This window comes from Aeromonas enteropelogenes (assembly GCF_000819845.1).
Classification (GTDB): Bacteria; Pseudomonadota; Gammaproteobacteria; order Enterobacterales; family Aeromonadaceae; genus Aeromonas; species Aeromonas enteropelogenes.
Genome location: NZ_CDCG01000037.1, coordinates 527,173 through 553,067 on the forward strand (window position 1 = coordinate 527,173; position 25,895 = coordinate 553,067).

The 25,895-nt window shown below is 61.4% G+C and carries 29 protein-coding genes, 1 tRNA gene and 1 other annotated feature; of the genes, 9 read left to right on the forward strand and 21 right to left on the reverse strand.

Annotated features, from left to right (window positions below):
- Positions 1 to 65: 65 nt before the first annotated feature.
- The 17 genes from BN1123_RS15175 to BN1123_RS15255 all read right to left on the reverse strand — a co-directional run bounded on the left by BN1123_RS15175 (position 66) and on the right by BN1123_RS15255 (position 13,086).
- Positions 66 to 605, reverse strand: coding sequence for a DUF3833 domain-containing protein (locus BN1123_RS15175; RefSeq protein WP_026458097.1), 540 nt, complete (start codon positions 603 to 605; stop codon positions 66 to 68).
- 14 nt (positions 606 to 619) lie between these two features.
- Positions 620 to 1,162 (reverse strand): chalcone isomerase family protein, encoded by a 543-nt coding sequence (locus BN1123_RS15180; RefSeq protein ID WP_042028021.1) that lies wholly within the window; start codon positions 1,160 to 1,162, stop codon positions 620 to 622.
- Positions 1,119 to 1,337: a TIGR02450 family Trp-rich protein gene (locus BN1123_RS15185; protein ID WP_026458099.1), complete on the reverse strand. Its 219-nt coding sequence runs from the start codon at positions 1,335 to 1,337 to the stop codon at positions 1,119 to 1,121. The genes BN1123_RS15180 and BN1123_RS15185 overlap by 44 nt, the downstream gene beginning before the upstream one ends.
- Complete coding sequence (locus tag BN1123_RS15190) at positions 1,334 to 1,813, reverse strand: DUF2878 domain-containing protein (protein WP_042028024.1); 480 nt, start codon at positions 1,811 to 1,813, stop codon at positions 1,334 to 1,336. Before BN1123_RS15190 ends, BN1123_RS15185 begins: the two co-directional genes overlap by 4 nt.
- A gap of 2 nt (positions 1,814 to 1,815) precedes the next feature.
- Positions 1,816 to 3,072 carry an SAM-dependent methyltransferase gene (locus tag BN1123_RS15195; protein WP_042028029.1) on the reverse strand — a complete coding sequence of 419 codons (1,257 nt, stop codon included), beginning with the start codon at positions 3,070 to 3,072 and terminating at the stop codon, positions 1,816 to 1,818.
- Positions 3,072 to 3,830: a DUF1365 domain-containing protein gene (locus tag BN1123_RS15200; RefSeq protein WP_042028030.1), complete on the reverse strand. Its 759-nt coding sequence runs from the start codon at positions 3,828 to 3,830 to the stop codon at positions 3,072 to 3,074. The genes BN1123_RS15195 and BN1123_RS15200 overlap by 1 nt, the downstream gene beginning before the upstream one ends.
- Positions 3,827 to 5,086, reverse strand: coding sequence for an NAD(P)/FAD-dependent oxidoreductase (locus tag BN1123_RS15205; protein WP_042028033.1), 1,260 nt, complete (start codon positions 5,084 to 5,086; stop codon positions 3,827 to 3,829). Before BN1123_RS15205 ends, BN1123_RS15200 begins: the two co-directional genes overlap by 4 nt.
- Positions 5,083 to 5,817, reverse strand: coding sequence for an SDR family NAD(P)-dependent oxidoreductase (locus BN1123_RS15210; RefSeq protein ID WP_042028037.1), 735 nt, complete (start codon positions 5,815 to 5,817; stop codon positions 5,083 to 5,085). The genes BN1123_RS15205 and BN1123_RS15210 overlap by 4 nt, the downstream gene beginning before the upstream one ends.
- Entirely contained in the window at positions 5,814 to 6,242 is a 429-nt protein-coding gene (locus tag BN1123_RS15215; RefSeq protein WP_042028038.1) for a nuclear transport factor 2 family protein, read from the reverse strand. The genes BN1123_RS15210 and BN1123_RS15215 overlap by 4 nt, the downstream gene beginning before the upstream one ends.
- Position 6,243: 1 nt before the next feature.
- The gene (gene phrB, locus BN1123_RS15220; protein ID WP_042028041.1) at positions 6,244 to 7,665 is read right to left on the reverse strand and encodes a deoxyribodipyrimidine photo-lyase; all 1,422 of its coding nucleotides are present in this window, start codon (positions 7,663 to 7,665) and stop codon (positions 6,244 to 6,246) included.
- A complete protein-coding gene (locus BN1123_RS15225; RefSeq protein ID WP_042028042.1) occupies positions 7,662 to 8,549 on the reverse strand; it encodes a MerR family transcriptional regulator in 888 nt (295 codons plus the stop codon). The genes phrB and BN1123_RS15225 overlap by 4 nt, the downstream gene beginning before the upstream one ends.
- A 63-nt stretch (positions 8,550 to 8,612) precedes the next feature.
- On the reverse strand, positions 8,613 to 9,557 hold the full coding sequence (locus tag BN1123_RS15230; protein WP_042028044.1) for a YbgA family protein: 945 nt from the start codon (positions 9,555 to 9,557) through the stop codon (positions 8,613 to 8,615).
- 179 nt (positions 9,558 to 9,736) lie between these two features.
- Positions 9,737 to 10,372: an outer membrane beta-barrel protein gene (locus tag BN1123_RS15235; protein ID WP_026457154.1), complete on the reverse strand. Its 636-nt coding sequence runs from the start codon at positions 10,370 to 10,372 to the stop codon at positions 9,737 to 9,739.
- Positions 10,373 to 10,556: 184 nt separating this feature from the next.
- On the reverse strand, positions 10,557 to 11,129 hold the full coding sequence (locus BN1123_RS15240; RefSeq protein WP_042028045.1) for a DUF3157 family protein: 573 nt from the start codon (positions 11,127 to 11,129) through the stop codon (positions 10,557 to 10,559).
- A 110-nt stretch (positions 11,130 to 11,239) separates the two neighbouring features.
- Positions 11,240 to 12,097, reverse strand: coding sequence for an adenine nucleotide alpha-hydrolase family protein (locus BN1123_RS15245; RefSeq protein WP_042028047.1), 858 nt, complete (start codon positions 12,095 to 12,097; stop codon positions 11,240 to 11,242).
- An 80-nt stretch (positions 12,098 to 12,177) separates the two neighbouring features.
- Complete coding sequence (locus tag BN1123_RS15250) at positions 12,178 to 12,456, reverse strand: DUF6482 family protein (protein ID WP_026457152.1); 279 nt, start codon at positions 12,454 to 12,456, stop codon at positions 12,178 to 12,180.
- Between the two features lie 18 nt (positions 12,457 to 12,474).
- Positions 12,475 to 13,086 carry an HAD family hydrolase gene (locus tag BN1123_RS15255; RefSeq protein ID WP_042028048.1) on the reverse strand — a complete coding sequence of 204 codons (612 nt, stop codon included), beginning with the start codon at positions 13,084 to 13,086 and terminating at the stop codon, positions 12,475 to 12,477.
- Between the two features lie 169 nt (positions 13,087 to 13,255).
- Positions 13,256 to 13,389: a sequence feature (Phe leader region), on the forward strand.
- A 38-nt stretch (positions 13,390 to 13,427) separates the two neighbouring features.
- Between BN1123_RS15255 and pheA the strand changes: the two genes are divergently transcribed.
- Positions 13,428 to 14,600: a prephenate dehydratase gene (gene pheA, locus BN1123_RS15260; RefSeq protein WP_026457150.1), complete on the forward strand. Its 1,173-nt coding sequence runs from the start codon at positions 13,428 to 13,430 to the stop codon at positions 14,598 to 14,600.
- Between the two features lie 91 nt (positions 14,601 to 14,691).
- On the opposite strand, the gene BN1123_RS15265 is transcribed toward pheA, so the two are convergent.
- Together BN1123_RS15265 and BN1123_RS15270 are read right to left on the reverse strand one after the other, a co-directional pair.
- On the reverse strand, positions 14,692 to 15,117 hold the full coding sequence (locus BN1123_RS15265) for an LPP20 family lipoprotein (protein ID WP_042028052.1): 426 nt from the start codon (positions 15,115 to 15,117) through the stop codon (positions 14,692 to 14,694).
- 10 nt (positions 15,118 to 15,127) lie between these two features.
- Positions 15,128 to 15,748, reverse strand: a complete 621-nt coding sequence (locus BN1123_RS15270) for a FlgO family outer membrane protein (RefSeq protein WP_042028055.1) — start codon at positions 15,746 to 15,748, stop codon at positions 15,128 to 15,130.
- Between the two features lie 200 nt (positions 15,749 to 15,948).
- Here BN1123_RS15270 and BN1123_RS15275 point away from each other — a divergent pair, with 200 nt between their 5' ends.
- On the forward strand, positions 15,949 to 17,100 hold the full coding sequence (locus BN1123_RS15275) for a flagellar assembly protein FlgT (RefSeq protein WP_042028057.1): 1,152 nt from the start codon (positions 15,949 to 15,951) through the stop codon (positions 17,098 to 17,100).
- Between the two features lie 50 nt (positions 17,101 to 17,150).
- Positions 17,151 to 17,227: transfer RNA gene (locus tag BN1123_RS15280), tRNA-Arg, on the forward strand.
- Between the two features lie 155 nt (positions 17,228 to 17,382).
- Here BN1123_RS15280 and BN1123_RS15285 read toward each other — a convergent pair.
- Entirely contained in the window at positions 17,383 to 18,207 is an 825-nt protein-coding gene (locus tag BN1123_RS15285; RefSeq protein ID WP_156130625.1) for an oxamate carbamoyltransferase subunit AllH family protein, read from the reverse strand.
- Positions 18,208 to 18,461: 254 nt separating this feature from the next.
- Between BN1123_RS15285 and BN1123_RS15295 the strand changes: the two genes are divergently transcribed.
- From BN1123_RS15295 to BN1123_RS15320, 6 genes are all read left to right on the forward strand, one after another.
- Positions 18,462 to 19,127 carry a cysteine hydrolase family protein gene (locus tag BN1123_RS15295; RefSeq protein WP_026456678.1) on the forward strand — a complete coding sequence of 222 codons (666 nt, stop codon included), beginning with the start codon at positions 18,462 to 18,464 and terminating at the stop codon, positions 19,125 to 19,127.
- Positions 19,128 to 19,221: 94 nt separating this feature from the next.
- A complete protein-coding gene (gene fdrA, locus BN1123_RS15300; protein ID WP_042028060.1) occupies positions 19,222 to 20,769 on the forward strand; it encodes an acyl-CoA synthetase FdrA in 1,548 nt (515 codons plus the stop codon).
- Between the two features lie 8 nt (positions 20,770 to 20,777).
- Positions 20,778 to 22,190, forward strand: a complete 1,413-nt coding sequence (locus tag BN1123_RS15305) for a YlbE family protein (RefSeq protein ID WP_042028061.1) — start codon at positions 20,778 to 20,780, stop codon at positions 22,188 to 22,190.
- A 2-nt stretch (positions 22,191 to 22,192) separates the two neighbouring features.
- Complete coding sequence (locus BN1123_RS15310; RefSeq protein ID WP_042028062.1) at positions 22,193 to 23,149, forward strand: carbamate kinase; 957 nt, start codon at positions 22,193 to 22,195, stop codon at positions 23,147 to 23,149.
- Positions 23,150 to 23,212: 63 nt separating this feature from the next.
- Positions 23,213 to 23,608, forward strand: coding sequence for an allophanate hydrolase-related protein (locus tag BN1123_RS15315; RefSeq protein WP_042028063.1), 396 nt, complete (start codon positions 23,213 to 23,215; stop codon positions 23,606 to 23,608).
- Between the two features lie 15 nt (positions 23,609 to 23,623).
- A complete protein-coding gene (locus BN1123_RS15320; RefSeq protein ID WP_042028065.1) occupies positions 23,624 to 24,868 on the forward strand; it encodes a cytosine permease in 1,245 nt (414 codons plus the stop codon).
- A gap of 54 nt (positions 24,869 to 24,922) precedes the next feature.
- Here BN1123_RS15320 and BN1123_RS15325 read toward each other — a convergent pair whose 3' ends face one another.
- Positions 24,923 to 25,834 (reverse strand): LysR substrate-binding domain-containing protein, encoded by a 912-nt coding sequence (locus tag BN1123_RS15325; protein WP_042028066.1) that lies wholly within the window; start codon positions 25,832 to 25,834, stop codon positions 24,923 to 24,925.
- Positions 25,835 to 25,895: the final 61 nt, after the last annotated feature.

Consider the following 25,895-nt stretch of genomic DNA (forward strand, 5'->3'; position numbering starts at 1 on the left):
GCTCCGACGGTAACAAAAAGCGCGCCACTGGCGCGCTTTTTACTGGGGTTTGTCCGGCCACAAGGCTATGGCTTGCGCTCGATATAGAGGAGCACTTCCCCGAGTTCAATGCCGAACTTGCTGATCCTGGCCCGGTTGAGCAAGCGATCCTCATCCAGCAGATACATCCAGTCATCGAAGCTCACCCGTACCACTTCACCATCCGGCAGCGCCAGATCGAGCTGGTAACGCCAGTTGAGGGCAAAACCTTCCGTCTTGCCCACCGCCTCCCCCACCACATCCGATGCGCTGCCGCGCCAGTGGCCATTCGTCCCCTTGCGTAGATACCAGGTGCGAGTCTGCTGGCGGCCATCGTCAAAATGGAACTGCTCGAACAGCTCTCCCTTGCCCTCCTGCCAACGCCCCTCCATCTCGACCCGAAAGCGACTGGTCACTTCGCCGCTGCGGTCTGTGACCAGGCCATGGGCTACCAGCTTGCCACTGAAGAAACGGGCGAGATCCCACTCGGGACCCTGGCCACGGTAGTCATCGAGGCTGGCACCACATCCGGTCAGCAGCATGAGTGGCAACAAAGCGAGAAGACGATATCGACGGTAGCAAGACATAAAGAGCTCCGGCATCAGGGTTGGCCGCGCAGGCGGCGGGTAAGGGCTGGATCCCGGCTGTTATCCGCCAGCCAGATCGCCAGAAAGGCGGCGGAGAATTGCGGCTCGTCGAGAGAGCCGAGGAGCTGCTCCTGCCACCAGAAGTGTCCGGTTCCTGCCTTGTCGACATAGAAGGTCAGCCTGTCACCGGCTGCTACATCCGGCCAGAGGGTCGCAAGTTGCCCGAGCCAGCGCTGGCGATCGGCATCACTGCCAAGACCGAGTCGCAGCCACTCTTCGGCGGTGGCGCTGAGCAGATCCTCACGTTCGATGGCTCTGGCATAGGTCAGGGTCAGAGCCTGCGGATAATGGCTCGGCTGATAGCGGCCACTCTCGCTGTAGAGGGTGGCGTCATAGAGCTTGAACCAGAGCCAGTTCATCTCCCCCTGGCCGACCGGACGCAACTGTTGCCAGGGGACGGCAGAAGCCTGCGCGGCAGTCGCCAGGTGCAGATTCAGCACCACTACCAGCAGGCTAGTTCCACCCCATGTGCCAATGGCTGGGATCTTCCAGTTCATGCCAATCCATCTCCTGTTCCTGCAGGGTATTGATATCCTGCATCACCACCTGCATCAGCCGCCCCTGCGCATCCCGCTGGCAGGCCACCACCAGATAGAAGCGATCAGTCAGCTCGTACTGGCTCTCTTTGGTCCACTTGGAAAACAACAAAGTGTCGGTCGAAAAGGTGTTCATCTTGACTCACCCTCCAGCTTGACCATTACCCACAGTAGTAGGGGTAACCACCACATCCAGATCACGGCCAACAAGGCCACACTGATCCCAATGCCCCAGGGTAAGTGTACTGCTCCCATCTCGGCTCCCGCCACATAGGAGACCGTCCCCCCAAGCATGCCAAACAGCCCCTGTTGCCAACGGGGTAATCGCAGTAGCCAGCGCATGCCATGGGCCAGCGTCAGGAAAAATCCGACCCAGAGCAGCGCCAGCCAGAGCGGAAAACCGCCCTTGAAATCGAACAGCCCGAGCCGCCAGAGCAGCAGATCGAGCAGGCTACCTACAAGGGCCATGGGCAGGAGTCGCAGATCCCTTTTGCGGCTTGGCGAGCAGAGAAAATGAAGCAGCAGCATCGCAAGCAAGGGACCCGGCAGCTGCCACTTCACCGCCAGCAACCAGTAGAGGTTGAACCCCAGCAGTTGGGCCCACCGCCACATGGTCAGTGACCGCTTACCGGCAAGTCTCCCGACCAGCTGAGCGGCCCGGGTTTGGCCGCCTCCAGCTGTACCAGACTGATGGTGCGCTCCCAGAATCCCCCCTCGCAATAGGCAAAATAGAAGTGCCACAGCCGGATGAAGTCCTGGCTGTAGCCGAGCGCAGGCAGCTCGGGCGCCAGCGCCAGAAAGCGCTGGCACCAGAGGGCCAGAGTGCGGGCGTAGTGATGACCGTGATCGTGCAGCCGTACCAGCTGCATGTCGGTTTCGCGCGCCAGCAACCCCGCCATCTGGGAGACGCTCGGTAGGCAGCCACCGGGGAAGATATAGCGCTGGATGAAGTCGACCCCGCGCAGATACTGGGCATGGCGCTGATCGGCGATGGTGATGGCCTGAATGAGCAGGCGCCCACCGGGTTTAAGCAGGCGCGACAGCTGGCGAAAGTAGTCCGGCAGAAAGGCGTGACCCACCGCCTCTATCATCTCGATGGAGACCAGCTTGTCGAACCGTCCCTCCAGCTTGCGGTAATCCTCCAGCAGCAAGGTGATGCGATCACCGAGCCCCTCCCGCCCGATCCACTCTTTTGCATAGTCGTGCTGGGCCTGGGAGATGGTGGTGGTAGTCACCCGGCAGCCGTAGTGGCGAGCGGCAAAGACGGCCAGCCCGCCCCAGCCGGTCCCGATCTCCAGCAGATGATCGTCAGGCCCCAGTTCCAACCGCTCGCAGATGGTGCGCAGCTTGGCCTGCTGCCCCTCTTCCAGGGTGGCCTCTGCCCCTGGATAGATGGCGCACGAATACTGCATATGGCTGTCGAGAAAACCCTGATAGAGAGCGTTGCCGAGATCGTAGTGGGCGGCGATGTTGGCGCGCGACCCGGTTAGGGTATTGCGACTCCGCCAGTGGTGCACCTTGTTGAACGGGAAGCTGAGCCAGCCCAGGCGCCGCTCCAGGCTGTCGAGCAGCGGCAGATTGCGGGCCAGCAACCGCACCAACGCCACCGGATCCGGGCTGGTCCAGAGCCCTTCTACCCAGGTTTCACCGGCAGCGATGCTGCCCCCCAGCAGCAGGCGGCGATAGAAGGCCGGATCCAGCACCACCAGCTCGGCATGCAAATCACTGGTTGCATCACCAAAGCTGTGACGCTCGCGGCCATCTCGCAGCAGCAGTTGGCCTTGGTCGAGCCGCCCCAGCAAATTGAGCAACAATTGCCTGGCCCCCTTGTCGATGAAAGAGGCAGAAACAGAAGATTGCACCAGTTCCATTAGCGAGTCTCCGGATGGGTGAAGATGGGGGTTCGTTTGATAAAAAGGCGCAGGGCCTGCCAGTAGATACCGAGCAGCACCCTCATGGTCATCCAGGGCCAGCGGACCAGCAGCGCCACCAGCTCCTTGCGCGACAGCGGCACGCGGCGCAGCGCCAGGGTGGCGTCAAACAGCTTGGCCTCCCCGGATACGGGATGGCTCTCGATGTGGATCAGCGTCTCCTGCGCGGGCGGGCGGATCCGCCAGTGGTAGCGCATGGCCAGCTCCATGAAGGGGGAGACGTGAAAATCCTTGTCGTGGGGCGCCAGCGCCGCCAGATCCAGCAGATAGTAGTGGCGCTCATTCCAGGGGGTGTTGGAGACCTCGGCCAGCAAGTAGCGCGTCTCCTCCTGCCGATCGCAGAAGTAGAAGTTGACTGGACTGAAGTAAAACCCCAAGCAACGTACGTTGCCGAGTAGCAGCACCCGCCCCTTCGGGTCGGCATCGCCGCCCAGCTCGGCCACCTTGTCCCACACCGCCTGCTTGAGGGAGCCCTCGCTCCCCCGCAAATAGTCATGACGACGAAAGGAGAGCAGCCCGACCCGCTCCACCGCGAACCATCTTCCCTGCTCGAGGCCCGGCAGTTCATCGAGATCCAGTCCCAGCATGAAGAGGCTGTACGAAAAGGCGTGAGCCCTCGGCGCGAAGCGGCGGTGGCGCACCGAGCCCTGCCAGATGGCGCTGCTCCCGTCCCTCGCAGTCGTGGTTGCGCCTTTCATAGCTCGGCCCCGAAGCGCCGGGCTACATCCAGGGCGCTGCGCACCCCGTCCTCGTGAAAGCCGTTGTACCAGTAGGCACCGCAGAAGTGGGTGTGCCGCTGGCCGCAGATCTCTGGTCGCCGCTGCTGGGCGGCGATGGAGCTCTGATTGAACACTGGATGGTGATAGACGAAGCGGCGCAATACCTTGCTCTCGTCCACCCGCCCTGCGGGATTGAGGCTGACGCAGAAGGGCTCGGGTGAACTCACCCCCTGCAGGATATTCATGTTGTAACTCACCAGTGGCCGTGCGCCGTCATCATCACCGAGCTGATAGTTCCAGCTGGCCCACGCCTTGCGGCGCACCGGCAGGCAAGTTGCGTCGGTGTGGAGCCAGACGTCATTGGCCTGATAGGGCATGGCGCCGAGGATGGCCCGCTCCCGCTCGCTCGCATCCGTCAGCAGGGCCAGCGCCTGGTCGCTGTGGCAGGCGAATATCACCTCGTCAAACTGCTCCTCGCCATCACGGCTCTGGACAATGACGCCATTCGTCACTCGCCGGATCCCCGCTACCGGGCAAGCCAGCCGGATCTGCGACTGCCATCCCGCCGTGAGCGGCCCTATGTATTCGCGCGAGCCACCGGGAATGACGTACCACTGGGGCCGGTTTGCCACCTCCAGCAGGCCGTGATGGGCAAAAAATCGCAGGAAGAAGCCAAGGGGGAAGGCCCGCATATCGGCCAGGGTGGATGACCAGATGGCCGCCCCCATCGGCAGTATGTAATGACGGGCGAAGTAGTCGCTAAATTCCCCCGCCTGCAGGAAATCCCCCAGGGTCAGTTCGGAGCCAACATCGAGGGTCTGGTGGTCCACCAGCCAGGCGCGAGCCTCCCGGTTGAAGCGCAGGATCTCGGCAACGAAGCCGTAGAACCGCGGACTCAACAGGTTACTGCGCTGGGCGAACAGGGTATCGAGGTTGTGACCGTTGTACTCGAGCCCCTGCGGGCTTTTCACCGAGAAGCTCATCTCGGCCGGTTGCCGTGCCACCCCGATCCGCGCCAGCAATGCCAGAAAGTTGGGGTAGGTGCGATCGTTGAACACGATAAAGCCGGTATCGATGGCGTAACGTCGCCCGCCCTGCTCCACGTCGACGGTGGCGGTGTGGCCCCCCAGGGTCGGCGCCGCCTCGAACAGGGTGATGTCGTGCAGTTTGTGGAGCAAAAAACCGGCGGTCAGCCCTGAAATCCCCGAACCGACGATGGCTATCTTTCTCTTCATGAGTGGCGTCCTTTCGACACAAGCGAGCTGCCAAGACGCAGCCAGAGTCCCACCGGCAGCGCACCAAGCAGGCGCAGCAGCCAGATGAAACGACGGGGAAAGTGGATCTGATGGTGACCGGCGGTAAGCCCGTCCATGATGGCGCGGGACGCCTCTTCCACAGGCACCAGGCAAGGCATGGGAAAATCATTCTTTGCGGTGAGCGGCGTTTCCACAAAGCCGGGGCGGATCAGGGTAACCCCGATCCCTCTGCCGGCCAGATCGAGCCGCAGGGTATCAGCCAGATAGTCGAGGGCCGCCTTGGAGGCGCCATAGGCCTCGGCCCTTGGCAGCGGCAGCCAGCTCACCGACGAGCTGACGATGGCAAGACGGGCCCCCGCCCCCAGCAGTGGCAGAAAGGCGGCCAGCGCATGACCGGTGGCGATGAGATTGGTCTCGATAACCCGGGCAAACAGGGCGCCGTCAAACCCCTCAGCCAACTCCATATATTCGCAATTACCGGCATTGAGGATCAGCAGATCCAGCGCAGGCAGAGTGCCCGCCACTGCGTTCATGGCCGCTGGATTTCGGGTATCAAACTGCAAGGGGGTGATGCCCTCACTCTCCAGCCCCAGCAGCCGCTCCTCATCGCGACCACAGCCCCACACCTGCCAGCCTGAGCGCCGGTAATCGAGGGCCAGCTGGCGGCCGATGCCGGAGGTGGCTCCTGTGATCAGTACCCGGCCGCTCATGCCCCCAACCTCCCCTTGATGGTCCGCACCAGGGATCCGAGCAGCGGCAACTGCTCATAGAGCATGGCGCCGAGGTCAAAATAGTCCCGGTGCAGGCAGACCTTGCCCTGCTCGTCGAATTCAAGGCGGGTCGCCCCCTCCACTGTCACTGGCTTGCCGCCACGAAGCCTTGGGTGGGAGAAGGTCATGGTCCAGCCGAGCCAGGCTTGTCGCCCCTGTTGCTGCTGACTGGTAATGACAAAACGGCAATAGGCGAGGCGCTGATAGAGGGCGGCAAAATAGTCGCTGAGCGCCGCCAGTCCCTCGATGCGGTGGGCAGGATCGATAAAGATCACCTCGTCGGCATAGACTTCGGACAATCGGTGCAACTGCTGTCTGTCCAGCTGCTGATAGAGGGCGACGAAGCGGGCCAGCGGCTCATCCATGTTATTTCTCCAGGAAGCGAAACATTTCGATGGCTCTCACCCGGGCGACGGCGTGATCCACCATGGGGGCCGGATAATCCTGCCGCCCCTTGAGCCGCAGCCAGTCGTGAGGCTGGTGCAGATAGGCGGCGGGCACATCGGCCAGTTCAGTGACCCAGGTACGAATGAACTCCCCTTGTGGATCAAATCTTTGTCCCTGGGTGGTGGGGTTGAATACCCGAAAGTATGGGGCCGCATCGGCACCTGTGCCCGCCGCCCACTGCCAGCCGCCGTTGTTGGCCGCCAGATCGCCGTCTATCAGCTTGCTCATGAAGTAGTCCTCCCCAAGCCGCCAGTGGATGTGCAGATCCTTGGTGAGGAAGCTCGCCACTATCATCCGCAGCCGGTTGTGCATCCAGCCGGTAGCATTGAGGCAGCGCATGGCCGCATCGACGATGGGGTAGCCGGTGCGTCCCTCGCACCAGGCGGCAAAGGCATCCGGGTCCCAGCTCCACGGCAGGGCCGCCGTCTCCGCCTTGAAGGGGCGATTCATGGAGAGGCTTGGGATCAGCACTAGCAGATGGCGATAGAACTCGCGCCAGATGAGCTCGTTGAGCCAGACAAATCCGGGCTGCGCCTTCGACTGGGGTCGATAGCCGAGCCGATTTTGCAGTGCCCCTACGCACTGGCGCGGACTGATGATACCGGCCGCCAGATAGGGGGAGAGCACCGAAGTGCCCGCCAGGGCCGGAAAGTCCCGGGTCTCGCCATAGTCGAGCACAGCGTCATCGAGGAAGGTGTTCAGACGGCGCAGAGCCTCGGCCTCCCCCACCGGCCAGCGAGGATCCGAAGTCAGCTCGCCAAGGGCGGCATCGACAACTTCCCGCTCGGCCAGCGGCTGCCACGGCAGTGATGCACCGCGCGGCTCGGGAGCGCGGTGAATGACAAAGCCATCTTCCTCGAGAGCCTTGAGCCAGGCGCGGCTGAAGGGGGTATAGACCTTGAACATCTCCCCCGAGCCGGTCAGCACTCGCCCGGGCGGCAGCACGCAGCAGCCGTTGAACCAGTGGCAAGCAATCTCCTGCTCCGCCAGCACGGCACTGACGGCCCGATCCCGACGCTGCTCGTCGATCTCGATGGCCTGATTGGCGTAGAGGCGGGTCACCCCCAGATCGCGACTTAAGTCAGCCAACGCCGCTGGCACTTCGGCAAAAGTCTCGACCCGCAGCAAATGGAGCTGGATGCCGAGCGCCGCCAGCTCGCGGCCCAGCTCATCGACCTGCGCCAGGATGAAACGCTGGCGAACGGGGGCCAGCTTGTGTGCTTGCCACTGGGTCTGCGAGAGAATAAACAATGCCGCGACCGGTTCCTCGCCGGCACAGGCATGACGCAAGGCCGGGTTGTCGGCAAGGCGCAAGTCGTTGCGAAACCAGACCAGTTTCATGACTTTTGCCTCCCGCGTCCGCTGGTGGTCCCCACGACAGCCTCGTCCGCTATCGCCTCGCCCAGGGTGGCTTTCCAACCGTGAGCGGCCTGCCAGTCGCCGTCATAGAGGCGCCCCAGCTCGCCAAAGAAGCGGGTGCCGGTGGGCCACCCGGTGGCCAGCTCCTGCTTGCCAAGCCCGGCCCCCAGCAGCACCAGCCAGGGGGGTGTGGAGCGCCCCTCGAGCAGAGCGACATGGCGAGGTTCGACCGCCCCCAGCAGTTGCACCTCGTAACCCAGACCAATCAGCTCATAGGCCGCCCAGACCAGATCGAGCGGGCCCACCTGCCCCCAGCTCGCCAGAGTGACGGGGACGCCCTTCTCCTGTTCGATGAGATGGCGAGCGAAGCGGGTATGCAGCCAGCCCAGCCACACCTGTTGCAGCAGCTCGCCATCGGCTCGCTCGCGCCAAAGGCCAAGCAGCCGCTCCACCAGCGGTTGCAGCACCCGGCTGCGCACCAGCTCGAAGGGATAGCTCGCCAGCAGATCATTGAGCAGCGCCTCCGCCTTGCGCTGGTTGAAGGCGAGCAGTGCCCGACTGAACTGCTCCAGAGTCTGCTGCCAGTGATCGCTCACCGGCTGGGAGTGGGGCTCGCTCAACAGTCCCTTCACCTGCCCTATGCTCACTCCCCGCTCCAGCCAACTCAGGATCTCGCCAATCTGGCGGATATCCTGCTCGCTGTAGAGGCGGTGCCCCTTCTCGGTGCGGGCCGGCTGTACCAGACCGTAACGACGCTGCCAGGCACGCAGGGTGACGGCATTGACGCCAGTGAGGCGGGAAACCTCACGGATGGGGTAGATCCCCTCATCAGACAAAGGGGAAGCGGCTTGCGGTAAATCAGACATAACGACGTCCATCAAAGGTTGGGAGAGAGGCCCCGGCCAGCTGCCGGGACCTTCACACAGCATTCATAGCCCGTAACGCAGCTTGAGCGTATCGGGATGAGGATTGAGGTAAACCTGCTCGGCAAGATACGGATTGGGATACTCCCGCAGGTAGTGGCGGATCAGGGTCAGCGGCACCAGCAGCGGAAAAATACCGGTGCGGTACTTGTCGATAGTGTCGCTGAGCTCCTGCTTCTGGGCCGGGGTCAGCACCCGCTTGAAGTAGCCTTGCAGGTGCATCAGCACATTGGTGTGGCTGCGCCGGTTTGCCCGCAAGGTCAGCGCCGCCATCAACCCCTTGATGTAGCGCTCCGCCACCTCCTCCAGATTGGCCTTGCCCAGATTGCCGAGCATCTGCCCGAGGGCGCGGTAGTGAGTGGTGGCATGAGAGAGCACCAGATACTTGTAGCGGGAGTGAAATCGGATGAGGGCGGCGGCGCTGAGCCCGCGCGCGCAGAGCTGTTGCCAGTCGTGATAGGCAAACACCCGCAGCACGAAGTTCTCCCGCAGGATGGGGTCGCACAACCGGCCATCCTCCTCCACTGGCAGCAGGGGGTTGGCCTCCATCAATGCCTTGGCAAACAGGCCTACCCCCTCCTTGGTGCTCCCCTCATTATTGGCGCCATAAATTCTGACCCGTTCCATGCCACAGCTGGGAGATTTGGCACAGAGGATATAACCGGAGATGAAGTCGAGCTGGCGCGCCTTCTGCTCGCTGAAAGCGATTAATTTATCCGTGACATCGAAGCTGCCGTTGCTCGCCTCGGCGCGTATCTCGCCATGACGCTTGACCAGCCGGATGGCGGCGCGAGGGGCACCCAGGCCGATGGCCATCTCGGGGCAGACGGGGTGATAGTCAAAGTGAGCCCCAAGATCCCGTTCACAGAAACTGGAGCGCTTGTGGCCCCCGTCAAACCGCACCTCCTGTCCCAGCAGGCAGGCACTGATCCCGACTTTAATCTTGTACATGATGACACCCCTTGTATAAGCCTTGATTCAGTTATAGCAGTTATACAAAAAAAAGGAAGTTGTACAACTACTGCAAACCGATACGGCACAGGGACAAGCAAGGAAGCATCATCAGACAAAAAAAAAGCCCATGGCCATCGCCATGGGCAAACATCAAAGACACTACGGAGTTCATCGCATCAGAAGCTGTACTTCACACCCAGGCTGGAGATGGAACCTTTTTGCAGATCCCAGTTGCGATAGGTGTAATCGGCAGTCAGGGCCCAGTTCTGGTTGAACTTGTAGGCACCACCCACCTTGAAGTCGTGCATATCATCGGTCATGTTGGCGTAACGATAGGCGGTGGAGAGCTCCACATTGCCGATGTCGTAACGCAGACCCACTTCCCCGTACATGCTGCCGCTATCCTTGCGAGCGACCGCATCCCATCCATTGACATCATGGGCCAGCTCTCGCTCCAGGCGATAGCCGGTCAAACCTGTCTCACCATAGAGGTTGAGGCCGCTGCTCAAGGGGGTGAACACACCGACACCGACGCTGGAGATGGACATGCTGTCGTTGCCATTGTTGCGGGAGGTAAATTCGGTGCCGGCACGGCCGTAGAAGTTGGAGCCGAAGCTCTTGGAGAGATCCAGGCTCATGCCGCCGAAATCACGGGTTCCCTTGCTATCGTTGCTGGATTTGCCGTTGAGATAGTCAGACTTGGTGTGTGCCCAGGTCGCCGACCCTTTGGCGTAGCTGAACGCATCCTGTGCCAGTGCGGAGGTAGAGGCGAAGCCGGCCAGGACCAGAAGAGAGATTGCAGTTTTGTTCATGTGATTGACTCCATGGGTAAGCTCGTCAGAGCTGGTATGGAGTCATTGTGCAAACAGGCTGCGGCAATGCCGAGCGGCAAGCTGTTGCCAAACCATGTCAGATGTAAGCAGATATTGCAGGTGATGACGGCGGCAACATCTGCCCTGACCCGGACCAAGTGAGCCGGGTCAGGAGATCAGGGGATCAGCGGAAAACCACCTCGTCGATTTCGATCCGTACCAGGGGTTCTCCCGTCAGCCCGGCCGGACGCGACACCTCGAGACCACGTGCCGGACGTACCTGTCCCTTGCGCAGATAGGTCTCGGGCAGACGGTTCTCGGCGACCCAGAAACGCGCCTCCTGACGCTGCAGCTGTACCCCGTCGGCACTGAACAGCGTCACCCAGCCGCGCACCCCGACCACATTGCGGGTGCCGGTGTTGCTGATCTGAAAGCTCAGCGCCATGGGGTCCGTGCCCTCAACCTTGTCCAGCTTGACCATGATGCCATCACGGACCGCCTGGGAGAGCAGCTCGGGGTGGGCCTTGGCCTGCTCGGTCAGCACGGGAGCCGCCACCGCCACCACAGCGCCGGATTTCGCGAGCGCCTCGTTCCCCTTGACCGGCTCAGCCTGCTTGACCACCAGATACTCCCAGGTGAAGTCATCATTGAGCTGGACCTGGCGCCCATCGGGCAGGGTCACCTGAGAGAGAGGAGCCGCCTGTGCCAGCACAGGAGTGAGGCACAGGGCAACCAGCAGACGGGACAAAGATTTCATAGGGTCGGGACTCGATATCATTGAAAGGGCGACAGTATAAACACTCCTGTCACGCCTTGCCTATGACGGGGCTCACGTTCTCCGGGCAAGCTGGCGACGCCCTCGCCGGACTAAATCGCCAGCTCGTGGCGTTCGTGAGGCACCATATCCAGGGTGACCAGATCGAACAGGGTTCCCCTGAGGGCCTGCAGAATGTCCGGCTGCATGTCGAATGCCCGGGCCCGCTGATGCTCGGGCAGACGTACCCTGGCCAGGGTTGGCCCACTGTTGCAGGTGAGTTCACGGCCATCGCAGAGGATATGAAAGAAGACCTGGGCCTCGTCGAACCCCATATCGGCCAGTATCTGCTCCGCCTGATCGACCATGCGCAAATGATGCGGTTGCAACTGGCTGGGGTGGGCAAAACGGTGGCTGAGGCAGCCATTGCCTCCCTTGCCCAGACCTTCCAGCTGGCGCTTGTTAAAGCCGTAGCGCACGTCTCTTTTGGTAAAACCATGATCGGCCATCAGCCAGATGGTGTCTTCCGGGATGGAGCCGAACATCTCTATGTACCCGGCCCGCTCCTCCGCAGTCCCCGGCAGCAGGAATGGCAGTGTCGCCCACTCTGGATGGGTAGCCCTGTGTTCACAAAGACGGCGAACGGGATCGATGATCTCGTCCAGTTGCGACAACTGATCGCAGAAGATCATCTCATCTGTCTTGACGATCCAGTGCTCTATGCCATAACGCCGGCAATAGCGGATAGCGCGGGATACTTCGCTGCGGCTGCGGGTGGGGGTATCCATGATCATGGCCCGGATCCGGACGCCACTGGCCCGGCACAAATCGATGCAGTAACAGGATTCCAACCGGCCTGAAAAGGAGATAACCAGATCATCATAGGCTGACAACTGATCGATCAACTGCTGTTCCCTGGCCTGAAACGCCTGATCGTATCCTTGATTCAGCACAACAACATTGGCATCCATTAAAACAGCTCCGGATGGTAAAAAGGTGGATTATTGTGCTGACAATTAGCTGAATAGACCCTTAAAGAGTCCGGTTAAATTCAAAACTTTATGACGATCTCCTGCGATTGGAGCACCATATCCTCTCCATGGGTGTCATAAATCCGCAATCTGGCCTGATGTACCTGATGGGCTCGCAAGAAGCCCTCTGCCTGCTCAAGGGAAGTGAAAGTCAGGGAGCCCCCCTCGCTGTCGGTCAGGCACTGGCACTCCCCTTCCGCCTCGACGCACAGCTGGTAGCCACTGCCATCCCGACAGGCGATGATCAGCGTCGCCTGCGGGTAGTGACTCAACCAGTTGCGAAACCGGCCATGCTCCATAAGGCTCCCAAAAGGGCATTACCCCTTGTCTGTTGCGGGCAAGTAGCCCTGTTCAACCAGCTGCTGCCGGCAGCGCACCGCATCACAAAACACCATGCCCCGGATCCCGAGCGTCTCGGCGGCAGTCACGTTGGCCGGGGTATCGTCGATAAAGAGACAATCGGACGGCGCAAGATCGAACGACACCAGCAGATAGCGGTAGATATCCGGCTCGGGTTTCATCATGCGCACTCGGGCAGAGACCACCTTGCCACTGAAAAAACGCCAGAAATCCTCATGTTGCTCCAGCCAGTCGATGCTGGCGTGCCCCATGTTGGAGAGGGCATAGAGGCTGTGCCCCGCGCCGTGCAGCTCCTCTATAAGGGTTAGCATAGCGGGATCCGGCCTGAGGGAGGACGGTACCGCCTGCAAAATGGCGAGGTTGTCGGCCGCACTCAGGCCGGTGCGCTGCTCGGCCTGGCGTGCCATGGTGTGCAATGACAGGGTCCCTCTGTCCACCTCCTGCCAGTCCGGATGTTCAAACAACTGCTGTGCCAACCGTTCGGCTTCCAAGGGTCCACGGACCGAACTGACGATGGCAACCGGATCCCAGCTCACCACCACACGCCCCAGATCAAAAATAATGGCCATACCGTATCTCTCCCGCATCGTGCGAAATGGACCAGAGGGAGCCAAACCACTCTCGGACACGCCCATTCGCGTCACCGGATACCCTGCCCCCTTCCCGTTCCGCGGGCAAGTTTTACTTGCATCAAATCGCCAAATCCCTTAATGGTTAAGGCGTTACAATGAGGATTATGACCATGCAAACCCTATTCTTCTTTGCTTTCTCGTTTATCCGGCCCGTTTGAGGGAAGGCTAATCGTCCTGTAAACAGCTCTCGTGAACAGAAAGCAAAGACGAATCGAGCCTCCCCTGTGGAGGCTTTTTTTTGCATATATATCAAATAATTACTTGGACAGGGAACAATCATGGCAACGCTCGACGAGATCAGACAAGACATTACCCGGTTGGATCAGGAGCTGCTTGCCCTGCTGGCAAAACGCAAGACCCTCAGCATCGAGGTTGCCCGGGCCAAGCAGGCCAACCCGCGCCCCATCCGCGATCCCCAGCGCGAGCAGGATCTGCTGGTCGCCCTGATCCAGCAGGGCCGTCAGCTTGGCCTGGATGCCCAGTACATCACTCGCATCTACCACACCATCATCGAGGATTCCGTGCTCTCCCAGCAGGCCTACCTGCAGAGCCTGCTCAACCCGGAGCAGCAGGAGCCCATGACCAGCGTCGCCTACCTGGGACCGCGCGGTTCTTATTCGAGCCTCGCCGCCCGCAAGTACCTGGCCCGTTACAAGGATCAGGTGATCGAGGTGAACTGCCAGAACTTTCGCGAGGTGCTGGATGCAGTGGAATCGGGTCGCGCCGCCTTCGGTGTGCTGCCCATCGAGAACACCAGCTCGGGCTCCATCAACGAAGTCTATGACGTGATGCAGCACACCAGCCTCTCCATCGTCGGCGAGCTCACCTACCCCATCGAGCACTGCATCCTCACCGCCGTGCCGACCGAGATCGAACGCATCAAGACCTTCTATGCCCACCCGCAGGTGTTCCAGCAGTGCTCCCACTACCTCAGCAAGCTGGAAGGAGCGCGCCACGAGATCTGCGACTCCTCCTCCAGCGCCATGATGAAGGTGAAGGAGCTGGCAAGCCCCGAGGCCGCGGCCATCGGCAGCGCCGCCGGCGGTGAACTCTATGGCCTCGACGTGCTGGCCGAGCAGCTGGCCAACCAGAAGGAGAACTACAGCCGCTTCATCGTGGTGGCGCGCAAACCCATCGACGTGGCGCCCCAGATCCCGGCCAAGACCACCCTCATCATGTCTACTTCCCAGAAACCGGGCTCACTGGTAGAGGCGCTGCTGGTGCTGCGCAGCCACGAGATCAACATGACCAAGCTGGAATCCCGTCCGGTGCAGGGCAACCCGTGGGAAGAGATGTTCTACCTGGATGTCTCCGCCAACCTGCAAACCCCGGCCATGCAAGCCGCCCTGGTGGAGCTGACCAAGATCACCCGCTATATCAAGGTGCTGGGCTGCTACCCGAGCGAAGACGTGAAACCGACCACGGTGCCGCCGGTGCTGCTGGGCAGCTGATTGAACTGACAGACCAGTAAAGCAACAAAAAGGCGAACATCATGTTCGCCTTTTATTTTGCCACTTCAGCCTATGTCTGCCCAAAGAGGAATCAGAACTGGCCCGCCATCAGCTGGTTGATGTTGTAGAGGGCGCGGGTATCGAGTTCCATCTCGGTAGCATAGGTGTTGCCGCGCGGATAGGTAGCCACCACCCGGGCACCACGCACCATGCCGGCCACCGACACATCCAGTGCGTTTGAAGTCTGGGTCAAGTCCTTGTAGCTGCTGTGGGCCCGTACCTGCTGACCGTTGAGCTGTTCGGCCAGCTCGCGGTAGGCGTCCATCTTGGAGGCGCGAATGGCCTGCAACATCTTCTCGGACTGGGAAGGGCCGGGCTGGATATCGATCACCGCATAACCGACCGCCTTGAGCACCGGAAAATCATCGGGCTTGCCGCCCTGGGTGTAATCCACCACCCGATTGCCACTGCAACCGGCCAGCATCAGGGCCAGCAGGCAACCAAACAGGATCTTCATGACTCGCTCCTTACGGGGTCAGGTTGACCAGATGCCCACTGGGGCCGACCTGGCTGCCCCGCATCAGATAACCGCGGTTGATGGAGGCCCGGCCAAACGAATTGTTGGCACCGACCAGATATTGTTGCGGCACCAGGCTCTGGGCCGTGGTCTCCACCATCTTGGTGCGCATGTCGATGATGCGGGCGTTGACCAGGATCCCCTGCTTGTTGCGGCTGAAGGTACCGACCAGGATGCGGGAGATGGGTAGACGGGAGGAGAGCTCCTTGTAGTTGCGGCTCAGCACGAAATCCCCCTGGGGAGTCACCTTGATGCTGCCGGTCAGCTTGAAGTCCACCACCACTTCCCCACGGCGGTTGAGCTCGTAGATAAAGCTCTCCTCGATCTGCTGGCCCATCCAGTTGGTGTCCTGCAGGGTATCGAGATCGACAAAGGAAGCCACCGCGATGGGCTCGGTCAGGGTGGTAAGAGACTTGCGCTCCATCAACTGATCGGTCATGCGGGCCACCAGCCAGTTGAGTTCCATCCCCTTTGCCGCCTGCCGGGGATCACCCAGATCCCGATTGATGGGGTCGGAGCCGCACCCGGTCAATGCCAGGGCGAGCGCCAACGCCGTGATGAGTTTGTTCATGGATACCTGTTCCTGTATCTGCACCTGACTTGTTATCGGACAACCGGCGCAAAGCTTGAGCCGGGAATGAGGCATGGATCTTGCTTTTTAATTATCGTCCCTGCGCCGCGCAGAGGGCGAACCCGTGTTGTGAATTATGTCGGCCAGTGACGCCATTGCATCAAACAATGCCCTCTGCCCGCCTCTTCAAGGTATCTGTTATGAAATTACCGCTGCTGTTGACCCTGCTGCTGGCCAGCCTGAGCGCCCATGCCGAGCTTATTGAAGCCCAGGGCAGCGCCGCCATTTTGGGGGATGAAGCCTATGCCCGCGAGCAGGCGACCCGCGATGCCCTGCGTCAGGCGCTGCTGGCGAGTGGCGCCGCCGTCTCCAGCATCCAGCGCCTGGAAAATGGCAGCCTGCGATCCGAGCAGATCCAGATCCGCTCCGGCGGCGACATCCGTCAATACCGGCTCAAACGGGAAGAGGTGCGCAACGGCCGCATGTACATCACCCTGGTGGCCGACATTCAGGCGGAACGCCAAATCTGCCAGACCCAGCATTATGCCAAGGATTTGACGCTGGTCAGGCTGCGCATGCGCAATCCGGATCAGGCGAGCTATGGCGCCCTCGACGACATGCCCGCCAATCTGTCGCGGCGCATGTTCGAAAACCTGGCCAACGCCCCGCAAGGAGTGGCCGTGCGCCAGTGGCTGGACGAGAACCTGCGCATCGACCCGCTTCATCTGCAACAGGGGGACCGCAGCGCCCTTGAGGAGATCAAGGCGCTGAGCCTGCGCACCGACAGCCAGTATCTGGTACTCGGCAGCATCGACGACCTCTCCATCGAACCCCAGGGCAACCAGCTGACCAGCTGGTTTGAAGATCCGGTGCGCAATTTTCGCATGCAGCTCTATCTGTTCGACGGTATCAACGGCTCCCTGCTCAGCCGCAAGGAATATCAGGGCCGCGCCACCTGGACCTTTGACAAGCGGGCACAGGTGGGCAGCAGCGGTGGCCAGTTCTGGCAATCGAGCTACGGCCAGGAGGTCAATTACCAGCTGCAGCAGGCGGCGCAGGATCTGGTCAGCCAGCTCAGCTGCGCCCCCGTCACCGCCCGGATCGTCGGCCATAATGAACGGGGCCCCTACATCAATCTGGGCAGGCGCAACGGGGTCAAGCTGGGGGATCAATTCCGCGTCCAGCACAACGCCGACTTCATCGACCCTTACGGCAAGTCGCGCATGATGCGCAACCCGGCCGCAGGATTGTTCGAGGTGGTGCAGGTGTTCGACGATGGCGCCATCATCAGCAGCCAGAACAAATATTCGCCATTCAACATCCAGAACGGGGACTTGGCAGTATTGGAATAAGAATCAAGGGTTTAAAAGGGAGCGGCTTCTTGTATAATGCCCGCCACAAGGCTCCCGTAGCTCAGTAGGATAGAGCGGTCCCCTCCTAAGGGACAGGCCACTGGTTCGACTCCAGTCGGGAGCGCCATACAAAACAAGGGGTTGGCATCGTCATGATGCCAACCCCTTGGTCATTTTGGCTCAGAACAATCTGTGAATATTCAGCCGTGGCGTGATGGCCCTCAAGCCACACCAGGAAATGCAGCAACATTCCACATCAGACCCATCTGAGGCAATCTGTGGCTATCTTGCCCGTTCATGGGCAAGGCTCAGCGCATATCGAACACCGCACAGCATGTCATGACCCGATGAGTGGCCATAATCGGCAACCTGTTCGATGGCCGTGAAGATGTCATCTCCTCGCGCTGCCGCCAGTTGCAGCAAACGCTCGCCATAATGGCCTGCAGCTCCCAATCTCAGCATGGCTGCGCTAATGTCCGTCGTGCGACCAAGCAGTGGGCTCAGGGCAACGATCAGCTCGTCACGACGTGGATGGGCCTGGTTCTCCAGCGCAAATAACACTCCCAACAGAAAATCATCGCCGGATGGGGTCAAACCATGGCCATAACCGAGCAAGGAAATAAGTGCCGGGGTCAGCTCGTCTTCCACTCCCCCCAACCCGTTCTCCAGCATCACCAGCGATGCGGTCAGATAGTCGCGATCCTTGCCATGCCACTGCGCCCAGAAGCCGCCAGCAGGAGGATTTTGCACCAAGAAGTGATCCAGTGCAGACAACAGGGCTGTGCCCAGGATTCGCTCTCCTGTCAGGCAAGTCGAGTGCCATCGGCAATCGGCTAATGCGATCTCGCCGTCACACCCCTGGAGCGTACTCCCGCACCAGCGCCAACGGCTACCCGGTTGCAATGCATCGGGCAGCTGCCTCGTTGCAAGCACCACCCCTGCAGGAGGCAACGGCATGTCGCATACCAGCAGCGTGAGCCATTCCCCCTGGCATGAGACCAGATTACAACTGCGCTCGAAGCGGGAGTGCACGGTCAGAATACTCGAAACAGGAATGGCTCGAACACGTTCACAACCCCGCACAGCGGAAAGGGAAAAGAACGACAAAAGATGCTCCTTGAATACAGATTGGCGAAGCAGATCACAGTTCCGGGATCCTCTTTATCGATAGTCACATCCGGAGGAATGGAGGCCTGCCCTGGCGCAACACCAGTGGTGATCGCGGTTTGCGCCATTGTGCCACCGTGGTGAAATGCCATCCCTCAAATCTTTTGTTGGTTGGAGCCAATTTCTTTCTGCGCAGCCCCGCTTAGCCCTCCATAGACTGGCCACATGAATCATCCATCCCGTAGGAGAACACCATGAACAAGCGTATCAGTGCACAGCCTTTCGATTTCACTTTCGACCCGGCCACCACCGCCCTCATCGTGATCGACATGCAGCGTGATTTCGTCGAGCCCAATGGATTTGGCCATGCCCTGGGGAACGATGTCTCCCTTGTGCGACGGGCCATCGACCCCTGCCGCAAGGTCCTCGACGCAGCCCGTGCCAACGGCATGCTGGTCATCCACACCCGCGAAGGCCACCGTCCGGATCTGACCGACTGTCTGCCCGCCAAGCTGGTTCGCGGCGGCAAGCGTTTCATCGGTGAGCAAGGCGCCATGGGCCGCATTCTGGTGCAAGGGGAAGCGGGACACGACATCATCCCGGAGCTCTATCCCATCGCGGGCGAACCGGTGATCGACAAGCCGGGCAAGGGGGCGTTCTACTCCACCGACCTGCACCTGATTTTGCAAGCGCGCGGCATCCGCTCGCTCATCATCTGCGGCGTCACCACCGAAGTCTGTGTGCAGACCACCGCCCGTGAAGCCAACGACCGCGGTTATGAGCTGCTGATCCCGGCCGATTGCTGCGCCTCCTACTTCCCCGAATTTCACCGGGTCACCCTCGAGATGATCCAGGCCCAGGGCGCCATCGTCGGCTGGGTCAGCGATTCCGCACACGTGGTCACTGCCCTCAAGGGCTGACCCCGGGGGCTCACAGCCCCGTTCTCTACTGACTGACAGAGGGCCCGTGACCGGGTCCGGGCCTTCTACACCCGTTAATTACGGAAACACCGGCATGTTGCATTACAAAATCTATTCAAATCTCTACAAGGACTCCGTCTCGCTGATGCAGATCTCCTCCCGCCTGAGCGGGTTGGAGGGCGTGCGTCAGGCCTCGGTCGCCATGGCAACCGAGGCCAACCTTGATCGGATGCGCGATGCGGGGATGGCGATCTCCGTGGTGGCCAAACCCAGCGATCTGCTGATCGCCCTGCTGGCCGATGAAGCCATTGGCCAGCAGGCACTGGCACTGGCCGACGAACTGCTGCGTCCGGCACCGGTCGACGACGCCCCCGGTGCCGTGGGCCAGCGTCCCGCTACCTCCCTGGCCATGGGCAAGGAGCGCGACAGCGACGCCAACCTCGCCCTCATCTCGGTACCCGGTCGCTACGCCGCCGCCGAGGCGCTCAAAGCGTTGCACCTTGGCATGAACGTCATGCTGTTTTCAGACAATGTGCCCGAAGCACAAGAGCTCGCCATCAAGGAGTTTGCTGCCCGGCAAGACCTGCTGGTGATGGGGCCTGATTGCGGCACTGCCATCGTAAACGGTATGCCGCTGGGGTTTGCCAACGTGGTACGCCGCGGCACTATCGGTCTGGTGGCGGCTTCCGGTACCGGTCTGCAAGAAGTGAGCTGCCGCATTCATCATCTGGGTGAAGGCGTCTCCCAGGCGCTTGGCACCGGCGGGCGTGATCTGCACGAGGAGATCGGCGGCCTGAGCATGCAGCAGGCGCTCCGGATGCTGGCAGCAGACCCCGACACCCGCCTGATCACCCTCATCTCCAAGCCACCCGCAGAAGCGGTGAGCCAGCAGGTACTGGCCCTGGCCCGCGAGTGCGGCAAACCGGTCGTAGTGCATTTCCTTGGCGCCGACTGCGCCGCGCTGGCAGCGCAAGGTGTCATCCCTGCCGCCAGCCTGCAGCATGCAGCCGATGTGGCCGTCGCCATCCTGCGCGATGAACCGCAGCCCTCCTCCATCAGCCTTGATGACGCGGCACTGGATCAGGCGCAAAGCGCACTCGGCGCTATGGCGCCAGGGCAGCGGGATATTCGCGGCATCTTTGCCGGGGGCACCTTCTGTTACGAAGCCCAGCTAGCCCTCATCGCAGCCGGTCTCGCCTGCGAATCCAACGCGCCGGTCAAAGGCGCAAGCGCGCTGCAAGACCCCGCCCGTGGTTACGGCCACAGCTTGGTGGACATGGGGGATGACGAATTTACCCAGGGTCGCCCCCACCCCATGATCGACCCGACCCTGCGCAACGCCCGCCTGTTGCGGGAGGCCGCCGATCCCGCCACCGCCATCCTGCTGTTTGATGTGGTACTGGGCTACGGCGCGAGCCTCGATCCCACCGGTGAACTGCTCGCCACGCTGGCGCGTGCCCGCCACGAGGCCGAACAGACCGGACGCCAGCTTATCGCCATCGCCCACGTCTGCGGTACAGAACTCGATCCCCAGCCGCGCCAGCAGCAGATCGATCGTCTGCGCGAGGCTGGCGTATTGATCGCCCAAAGCAACATGCAAGCCGCCCAGCTCGCTGCCCGACTGGCCCTGCAACTGAAGTGAGAATCAAGATGAGCATTCAATCCGCCAATCCCCTGTTTCAACAACCGCTCCGGGTGCTCGGTCTGGGCCTGCAGGGCTTTTCCGACAATCTGATCGACGCCGGTGGCCAGGTATTGCATCTGGCCTGGCAGCCGGTCGCCGAGGGGGATGATGCCGCCAACTGGACGCTGGCTACCCTGCTGGAAGATCCGCGTATTCAGGCTGCCAACGAGCAGGCGATGCAACGCTACCTCGAAGCTCAACCCTCACTGATCGGCGTGAGCGTCGCCAGCCGTGAAATCGCGGCGCTGCGCGGCAAGCGCCGCATTCTGCACGCAGGCCCTCCCATCGACTGGAGCGAGATGTGCGGCCCGATGCAGGGCGCCATCGCCGGCGCCATCGTGTTCGAAGGCTGGGCCCCGGATGTCGACAGCGCCATGGCCATGGCCGCGCGGGGCGATGTTGCGCTCGAGCCTTGCCACAACTATCAGGCGGTCGGCCCCATGTCCGGCATCATCAGTCCTTCTATGCCCGTCTGGGTGGTGGAGAACCGTGCCCACGGCAACCGCGCGTTTTGCAACTTCAACGAAGGACTCGGCAAGGTGCTGCGCTTTGGCGCCAACAGCGACGAAGTGCTGACTCGCTTGCGCTGGATGGGTGACGTGCTGGCTCCGATTCTGGCTGCCGCGCTCGAACAGTGCGGTGAAATTGAGCTCAAGCCGCTGATCGCCCAGGCTTTGCACATGGGAGACGAGTGCCATAACCGCAACGCTGCGGCCAGTGGTCTGCTGTTCAAGCGCCTCGCCCCGACTCTCGCCAGTCTGGCCCGCGGGCCCGAGGTGCTGGCGTTCATCGCCGCCAACGATCACTTCTTCCTGAACCTGTCGATGGCTGCCTGCAAGGTGATGCTTGATGCAGCGCACGGTGTGCCTCACAGCACCATGGTGACCGTGATGGCCCGTAATGGCGTCAACTTCGGCATCCGCCTCTCCGGCACCGGCGATCGCTGGTTCCAGGCTCCGGCCAATCCGGTCAACGGCCTCTTCTTCCCGGGGTTCGGCGTCGATGATGCGGCCGCCGATCTTGGGGATTCCGCCATCACAGAAACGGCAGGGATCGGCGGATTCGCCATGGCCGCCTCCCCTGCCATCGTCAAGTTCGTCGGCGGCACCCCGGCCGATGCCATCGGCCACAGCATGGCGATGCAGCAGATCACCCTGGCCCAGCACCCGGCCTTTACCCTGCCTGCGCTTAACTTTGCCGGCTCGGCCACTTGCATCGACGCCCGCAAGGTCGTGGATCGCAACATACTGCCGGTCATCAACACAGGGATCGCCCACAAGCAGGCCGGTGTCGGCCAGATTGGTGCGGGGATCACCACAGCACCGCTCGCCTGCTTCGTTACTGCCCTCTCGGCCATCGCCGACGAACTGGAGTCATAAACATGCAGAAGAAAAAACTCGCCGTCGTCGCCGTGGGCGGCAATGCCCTGATCAAAAGCCGTGATGAAGTGGCCCTTGACCAACAGTACGACGCAGTTGCCGAGACCGCTCGCCATGTGGCTGACCTGATTGCCGCTGGCTGGCGGGTGGTGCTGACCCACGGCAACGGGCCGCAGGTGGGCTTTATCCTGCGCCGAAGCGAACTGGCCAGCGCTGAAGTACCGACCGTGCCGCTCGAGTACGCCGTCGGCGATACCCAGGGCGCCATCGGCTTTATGTTCCAGAACTCCCTGGGTAACGAGTTGCAACGCCGTGGACTGGCACAGACCAAGGTCATAGCGCTGGTCACCCAGACTCTGATCGATCGCCGCGACCCGGCCTTTGCGCATCCCGACAAACCCATAGGCGCACACATGAACCAGGCGATCGCCGAGCAGCTGGCGGCCGAGCAAGGGTGGCAAATTGCCGAAGATGCCGGGCGCGGCTGGCGACGAGTGGTCGCCTCCCCGGCACCGCTTGGCATCGTCGAGACCCCCACCATCAGCGCCCTGCTCGAGCAGGATGCGCTGGTCATTGCTTGTGGCGGTGGCGGCATTCCTGTGGTGAGGGAAGAGGACGGTTCTCTGCGAGCCGCACAAGCGGTCATCGACAAGGATCGCGCCTCTGCCCTGCTCGCCATCGAGCTGCAGGCCGACATGCTGCTGATCCCGACCGGTGTCGAGCAGGTCGCCATCCATTTCGGCACGCCGGAGCAGCGCTGGCTCGAGAACCTGAACCTTGCCGAAGCAACACAGCTGCTGGCCGACGGTCACTTCGGTGCCGGCAGCATGGGCCCCAAGGTGGAGGCCATGCTGAGCTACCTCAAAAGTTGTCCGGGCGGAGTGGGTCTTATCACCAATCCGCCCTCCATGGGGAAGGCGGTGCTTGGCCAGGCCGGCACCCGTTTTCTGGGTCACTGATGACAGGCGGGGCCGGGTGCCCCGCTACGAGACACATATCACCACACACGTTAAGGAGTACTCATGTCTGATAACAAGGTTCTGCTCGCAGTCAACGGCACCCTGATGCGCGGCCTGGAGCTGAATCCCAACATGCTGGCCGTCGGCGCAGAGTTTGTCGCCGAGTCAGCCACCACCGCGGATTACCGCTGCTGGAGCATCGGCGATCGCCACCCCGGCATGGTTCGTTTCCCCGGTGAAGGGGCCGAGATTGCCCTGGAGCTGTGGGCTGTGCCGCCCGCCGGACTTGGCAACATCCTGCAAAAAGAACCCGCCGGCCTCTCCATTGGCAAGGTCACCCTGAAAGATGGTCAGGAAGTGCTGGGCGTACTGGCCGAGCCCTGGCTGGTCGAGGGACAGCGGGAGATCACCGAAACCGGCGGCTGGCGTAATTACACAGGTCACCACCACATCGACTAAGCAAAGGAGTTCATCATGCGCAAAACCGACACGAGCCCGGGAACGGCATCCGGCCTGCACATCACCATGATCCTGCTGGGCATCGCCATGACCCCGGTGCTTCTCTCCTCATCCAGTCTGGGTAACCAGTTGCAGGAGGGGCAGCTCATCAGCGTCGTGGCGCTGGGGGGGCTGATCCTGGCCATCCTCTCTGCCATCACCATCAGCGTGGGAGAAAAAGCCCGACTGCCAACCTATGGCATCGTCAAGTTCTCTTTTGGCAACAAGGGGGCGACTGCCATCAACATCCTGATGGCCATCAGCCTGTTTGGCTGGATTTCGGTCACCGCCAACATGTTCGGATACACGGTGCAGGATCTGCTCGCCCAGCAGGGCTGGTCGGTACCAGCGCCCCTGCTGGTGGCTATGGGATGCGTGATCTTCACCGCATCGACCGCCTTTGGCTTTGCCGTTCTCGGCAAGGTGGCCCAGCTGGCCGTGCCCGTGATTGCGCTGATGCTCTGCTACATCCTGAGCGTGGTACTCGACACCCCGCCCGCTCCCATTGGCGATGCCCTGAGCAGTATGGAGACCGGTGTTGCGGTCTCAAGCGTGGTCGGCACCATCATAGTTCTGGTGGCCACCCTGCCCGATTTCGGCAGCTTCGTGCATAACCGCAAGCATGCCCTGATCGCCGCAGCGCTCACCTTTATGATCGCCTACCCGCTCCTGTTCTGGGCTGGTGCCACCCCGAGCAACATCACGGGTCAAGGTTCCCTGCTGGGTGCCATGGCGCCACTCGGTGCGGCACTGCCGGCAGCACTGTTACTGGTCTTTGCCTGCGTCACCGGCAACGCCGGCAACATGTTCCAGGGGACATTGGTGGTCTCCACCCTGCTTGAGCACATCCCCAAGTGGCAGATCACCGTAGCGCTGGGGATACTGGCGACCCTGGTCGGCAGCATGGACATCATGAGCTGGTTTATCCCCTTCCTGCTCTTTTTGGGCATTGCCACCCCGCCGGTGGCCGGCATCTACATCGCCGATTTCCTGCGCTATCGCAGCCAGGGCTACGACGAGCGACTGCTGGCCCAGGAACCACCCATCAAATGGAGCACCTTTGTAGTCTGGCTCCTCGGCTCGCTGGTCGGCTTCCTGACCGCCAACGGCGTCATCACCCTGACCATGATCCCGTCGCTGGACTCCATTCTGGTGGCAAGCCTCGGTTATCTGGCGCTAAGTCGCCGCCCGGCACTGCTCGCCGATAAACAGGCTCACTGATCCCTCACATACCAAAAAGGCCGCATCTGCGGCCTTTTCATAGCAGAACCAGCGCTAGCCGAGTGGCCCCAGCAACCCCTGCTGCAAGGCCGGATCACGCAGTTGCCGCAACCACCAGCTAAAGCAGGGACGCGTATGCTGGCGCTGCCAGGCCAAAAACAGAGGCGTGGATTGTTTGGGGGCTTCCACTGTCATCACCTGAAGACGACCGTCATCAATCAGTGGCTGGCCAAAGTGACGCGGCACAAAGCCGATGCCGACCCCTTCGGCTTGCAGCGCCAGCTTGCTGTGAAAATCAGGCACCTGCAGCGCCTTCTGACCACGCAGCAGCCAGGCCTCCTTCGGCTTGAGCTGCACCGAGGTATCACGAATGCAGATGGCCGGATAGCGGCGCAGGGTTCGCTCGGTCAGGGGTTGGGGCAATTGTGCCACCGGATGGCGCGGGCTCACGGCAAACACCCACTCCACCATCCCCATCGGCTCTGCGCCGATCTCGCTATTGGCAATCACCTGATTGGGCGCCCCTACAGCGATATCGGCCCGCTTGGCCAGCAGGGCATCCCACACCCCGTCGTGCACGTCGATGGCGAGCTGGATCTCAGTCTGGGGAAAAAGAGCCTCACATTCACGCAGCAAGGGGGTGAGAGGCGCCAGCGAGAGGATGTTGTTAAAAGAGAGGCGGATCGCGGGTTCAACCCCCATGGCAATCAGGCGGGTGGAATCTTCGAGGCTGCCAAGCTCACCCAGGATCAGCTCCCCGCGCTTGATAAAGTGGTAACCCGCTTCCGTCAGCACCAGTTGCTTGCCTTGGCGCTCGAACAGACTGACACCGAGGGCATCTTCCAGCTTATGCAGGGTGTAACTGAGAGCACTGGGTACCTTGTGCAACTCCTGGGAAGCGGCGGCAAAACTGCCACAGCGGGCAATGACAATAACAACCTTGATCGCGTCGGCGGTAATAACCATGCAAAACAGCTCCTTTTCGGGAGCGTAATATAACATCACCAGTCATCCAGTTTTTTGACCA

What these genes read in the sequence shown, in the direction of transcription:
- BN1123_RS15175 (WP_026458097.1), bottom strand. Translation starts at nt 605, where the DNA reads ATGTCTTGCTACCGTCGATATCGTCTTCTCGCTTTGTTGCCACTCATG.
- BN1123_RS15180 (WP_042028021.1), bottom strand. Translation starts at nt 1,162, where the DNA reads ATGAACTGGAAGATCCCAGCCATTGGCACATGGGGTGGAACTAGCCTG.
- BN1123_RS15185 (WP_026458099.1), bottom strand. Translation starts at nt 1,337, where the DNA reads ATGAACACCTTTTCGACCGACACTTTGTTGTTTTCCAAGTGGACCAAA.
- BN1123_RS15190 (WP_042028024.1), bottom strand. Translation starts at nt 1,813, where the DNA reads ATGTGGCGGTGGGCCCAACTGCTGGGGTTCAACCTCTACTGGTTGCTG.
- BN1123_RS15195 (WP_042028029.1), bottom strand. Translation starts at nt 3,072, where the DNA reads ATGGAACTGGTGCAATCTTCTGTTTCTGCCTCTTTCATCGACAAGGGG.
- BN1123_RS15200 (WP_042028030.1), bottom strand. Translation starts at nt 3,830, where the DNA reads ATGAAAGGCGCAACCACGACTGCGAGGGACGGGAGCAGCGCCATCTGG.
- BN1123_RS15205 (WP_042028033.1), bottom strand. Translation starts at nt 5,086, where the DNA reads ATGAAGAGAAAGATAGCCATCGTCGGTTCGGGGATTTCAGGGCTGACC.
- BN1123_RS15210 (WP_042028037.1), bottom strand. Translation starts at nt 5,817, where the DNA reads ATGAGCGGCCGGGTACTGATCACAGGAGCCACCTCCGGCATCGGCCGC.
- BN1123_RS15215 (WP_042028038.1), bottom strand. Translation starts at nt 6,242, where the DNA reads ATGGATGAGCCGCTGGCCCGCTTCGTCGCCCTCTATCAGCAGCTGGAC.
- phrB (WP_042028041.1), bottom strand. Translation starts at nt 7,665, where the DNA reads ATGAAACTGGTCTGGTTTCGCAACGACTTGCGCCTTGCCGACAACCCG.
- BN1123_RS15225 (WP_042028042.1), bottom strand. Translation starts at nt 8,549, where the DNA reads ATGTCTGATTTACCGCAAGCCGCTTCCCCTTTGTCTGATGAGGGGATC.
- BN1123_RS15230 (WP_042028044.1), bottom strand. Translation starts at nt 9,557, where the DNA reads ATGTACAAGATTAAAGTCGGGATCAGTGCCTGCCTGCTGGGACAGGAG.
- BN1123_RS15235 (WP_026457154.1), bottom strand. Translation starts at nt 10,372, where the DNA reads ATGAACAAAACTGCAATCTCTCTTCTGGTCCTGGCCGGCTTCGCCTCT.
- BN1123_RS15240 (WP_042028045.1), bottom strand. Translation starts at nt 11,129, where the DNA reads ATGAAATCTTTGTCCCGTCTGCTGGTTGCCCTGTGCCTCACTCCTGTG.
- BN1123_RS15245 (WP_042028047.1), bottom strand. Translation starts at nt 12,097, where the DNA reads ATGGATGCCAATGTTGTTGTGCTGAATCAAGGATACGATCAGGCGTTT.
- BN1123_RS15250 (WP_026457152.1), bottom strand. Translation starts at nt 12,456, where the DNA reads ATGGAGCATGGCCGGTTTCGCAACTGGTTGAGTCACTACCCGCAGGCG.
- BN1123_RS15255 (WP_042028048.1), bottom strand. Translation starts at nt 13,086, where the DNA reads ATGGCCATTATTTTTGATCTGGGGCGTGTGGTGGTGAGCTGGGATCCG.
- pheA (WP_026457150.1), top strand. Translation starts at nt 13,428, where the DNA reads ATGGCAACGCTCGACGAGATCAGACAAGACATTACCCGGTTGGATCAG.
- BN1123_RS15265 (WP_042028052.1), bottom strand. Translation starts at nt 15,117, where the DNA reads ATGAAGATCCTGTTTGGTTGCCTGCTGGCCCTGATGCTGGCCGGTTGC.
- BN1123_RS15270 (WP_042028055.1), bottom strand. Translation starts at nt 15,748, where the DNA reads ATGAACAAACTCATCACGGCGTTGGCGCTCGCCCTGGCATTGACCGGG.
- BN1123_RS15275 (WP_042028057.1), top strand. Translation starts at nt 15,949, where the DNA reads ATGAAATTACCGCTGCTGTTGACCCTGCTGCTGGCCAGCCTGAGCGCC.
- BN1123_RS15295 (WP_026456678.1), top strand. Translation starts at nt 18,462, where the DNA reads ATGAACAAGCGTATCAGTGCACAGCCTTTCGATTTCACTTTCGACCCG.
- fdrA (WP_042028060.1), top strand. Translation starts at nt 19,222, where the DNA reads ATGTTGCATTACAAAATCTATTCAAATCTCTACAAGGACTCCGTCTCG.
- BN1123_RS15305 (WP_042028061.1), top strand. Translation starts at nt 20,778, where the DNA reads ATGAGCATTCAATCCGCCAATCCCCTGTTTCAACAACCGCTCCGGGTG.
- BN1123_RS15310 (WP_042028062.1), top strand. Translation starts at nt 22,193, where the DNA reads ATGCAGAAGAAAAAACTCGCCGTCGTCGCCGTGGGCGGCAATGCCCTG.
- BN1123_RS15315 (WP_042028063.1), top strand. Translation starts at nt 23,213, where the DNA reads ATGTCTGATAACAAGGTTCTGCTCGCAGTCAACGGCACCCTGATGCGC.
- BN1123_RS15320 (WP_042028065.1), top strand. Translation starts at nt 23,624, where the DNA reads ATGCGCAAAACCGACACGAGCCCGGGAACGGCATCCGGCCTGCACATC.
- BN1123_RS15325 (WP_042028066.1), bottom strand. Translation starts at nt 25,834, where the DNA reads ATGGTTATTACCGCCGACGCGATCAAGGTTGTTATTGTCATTGCCCGC.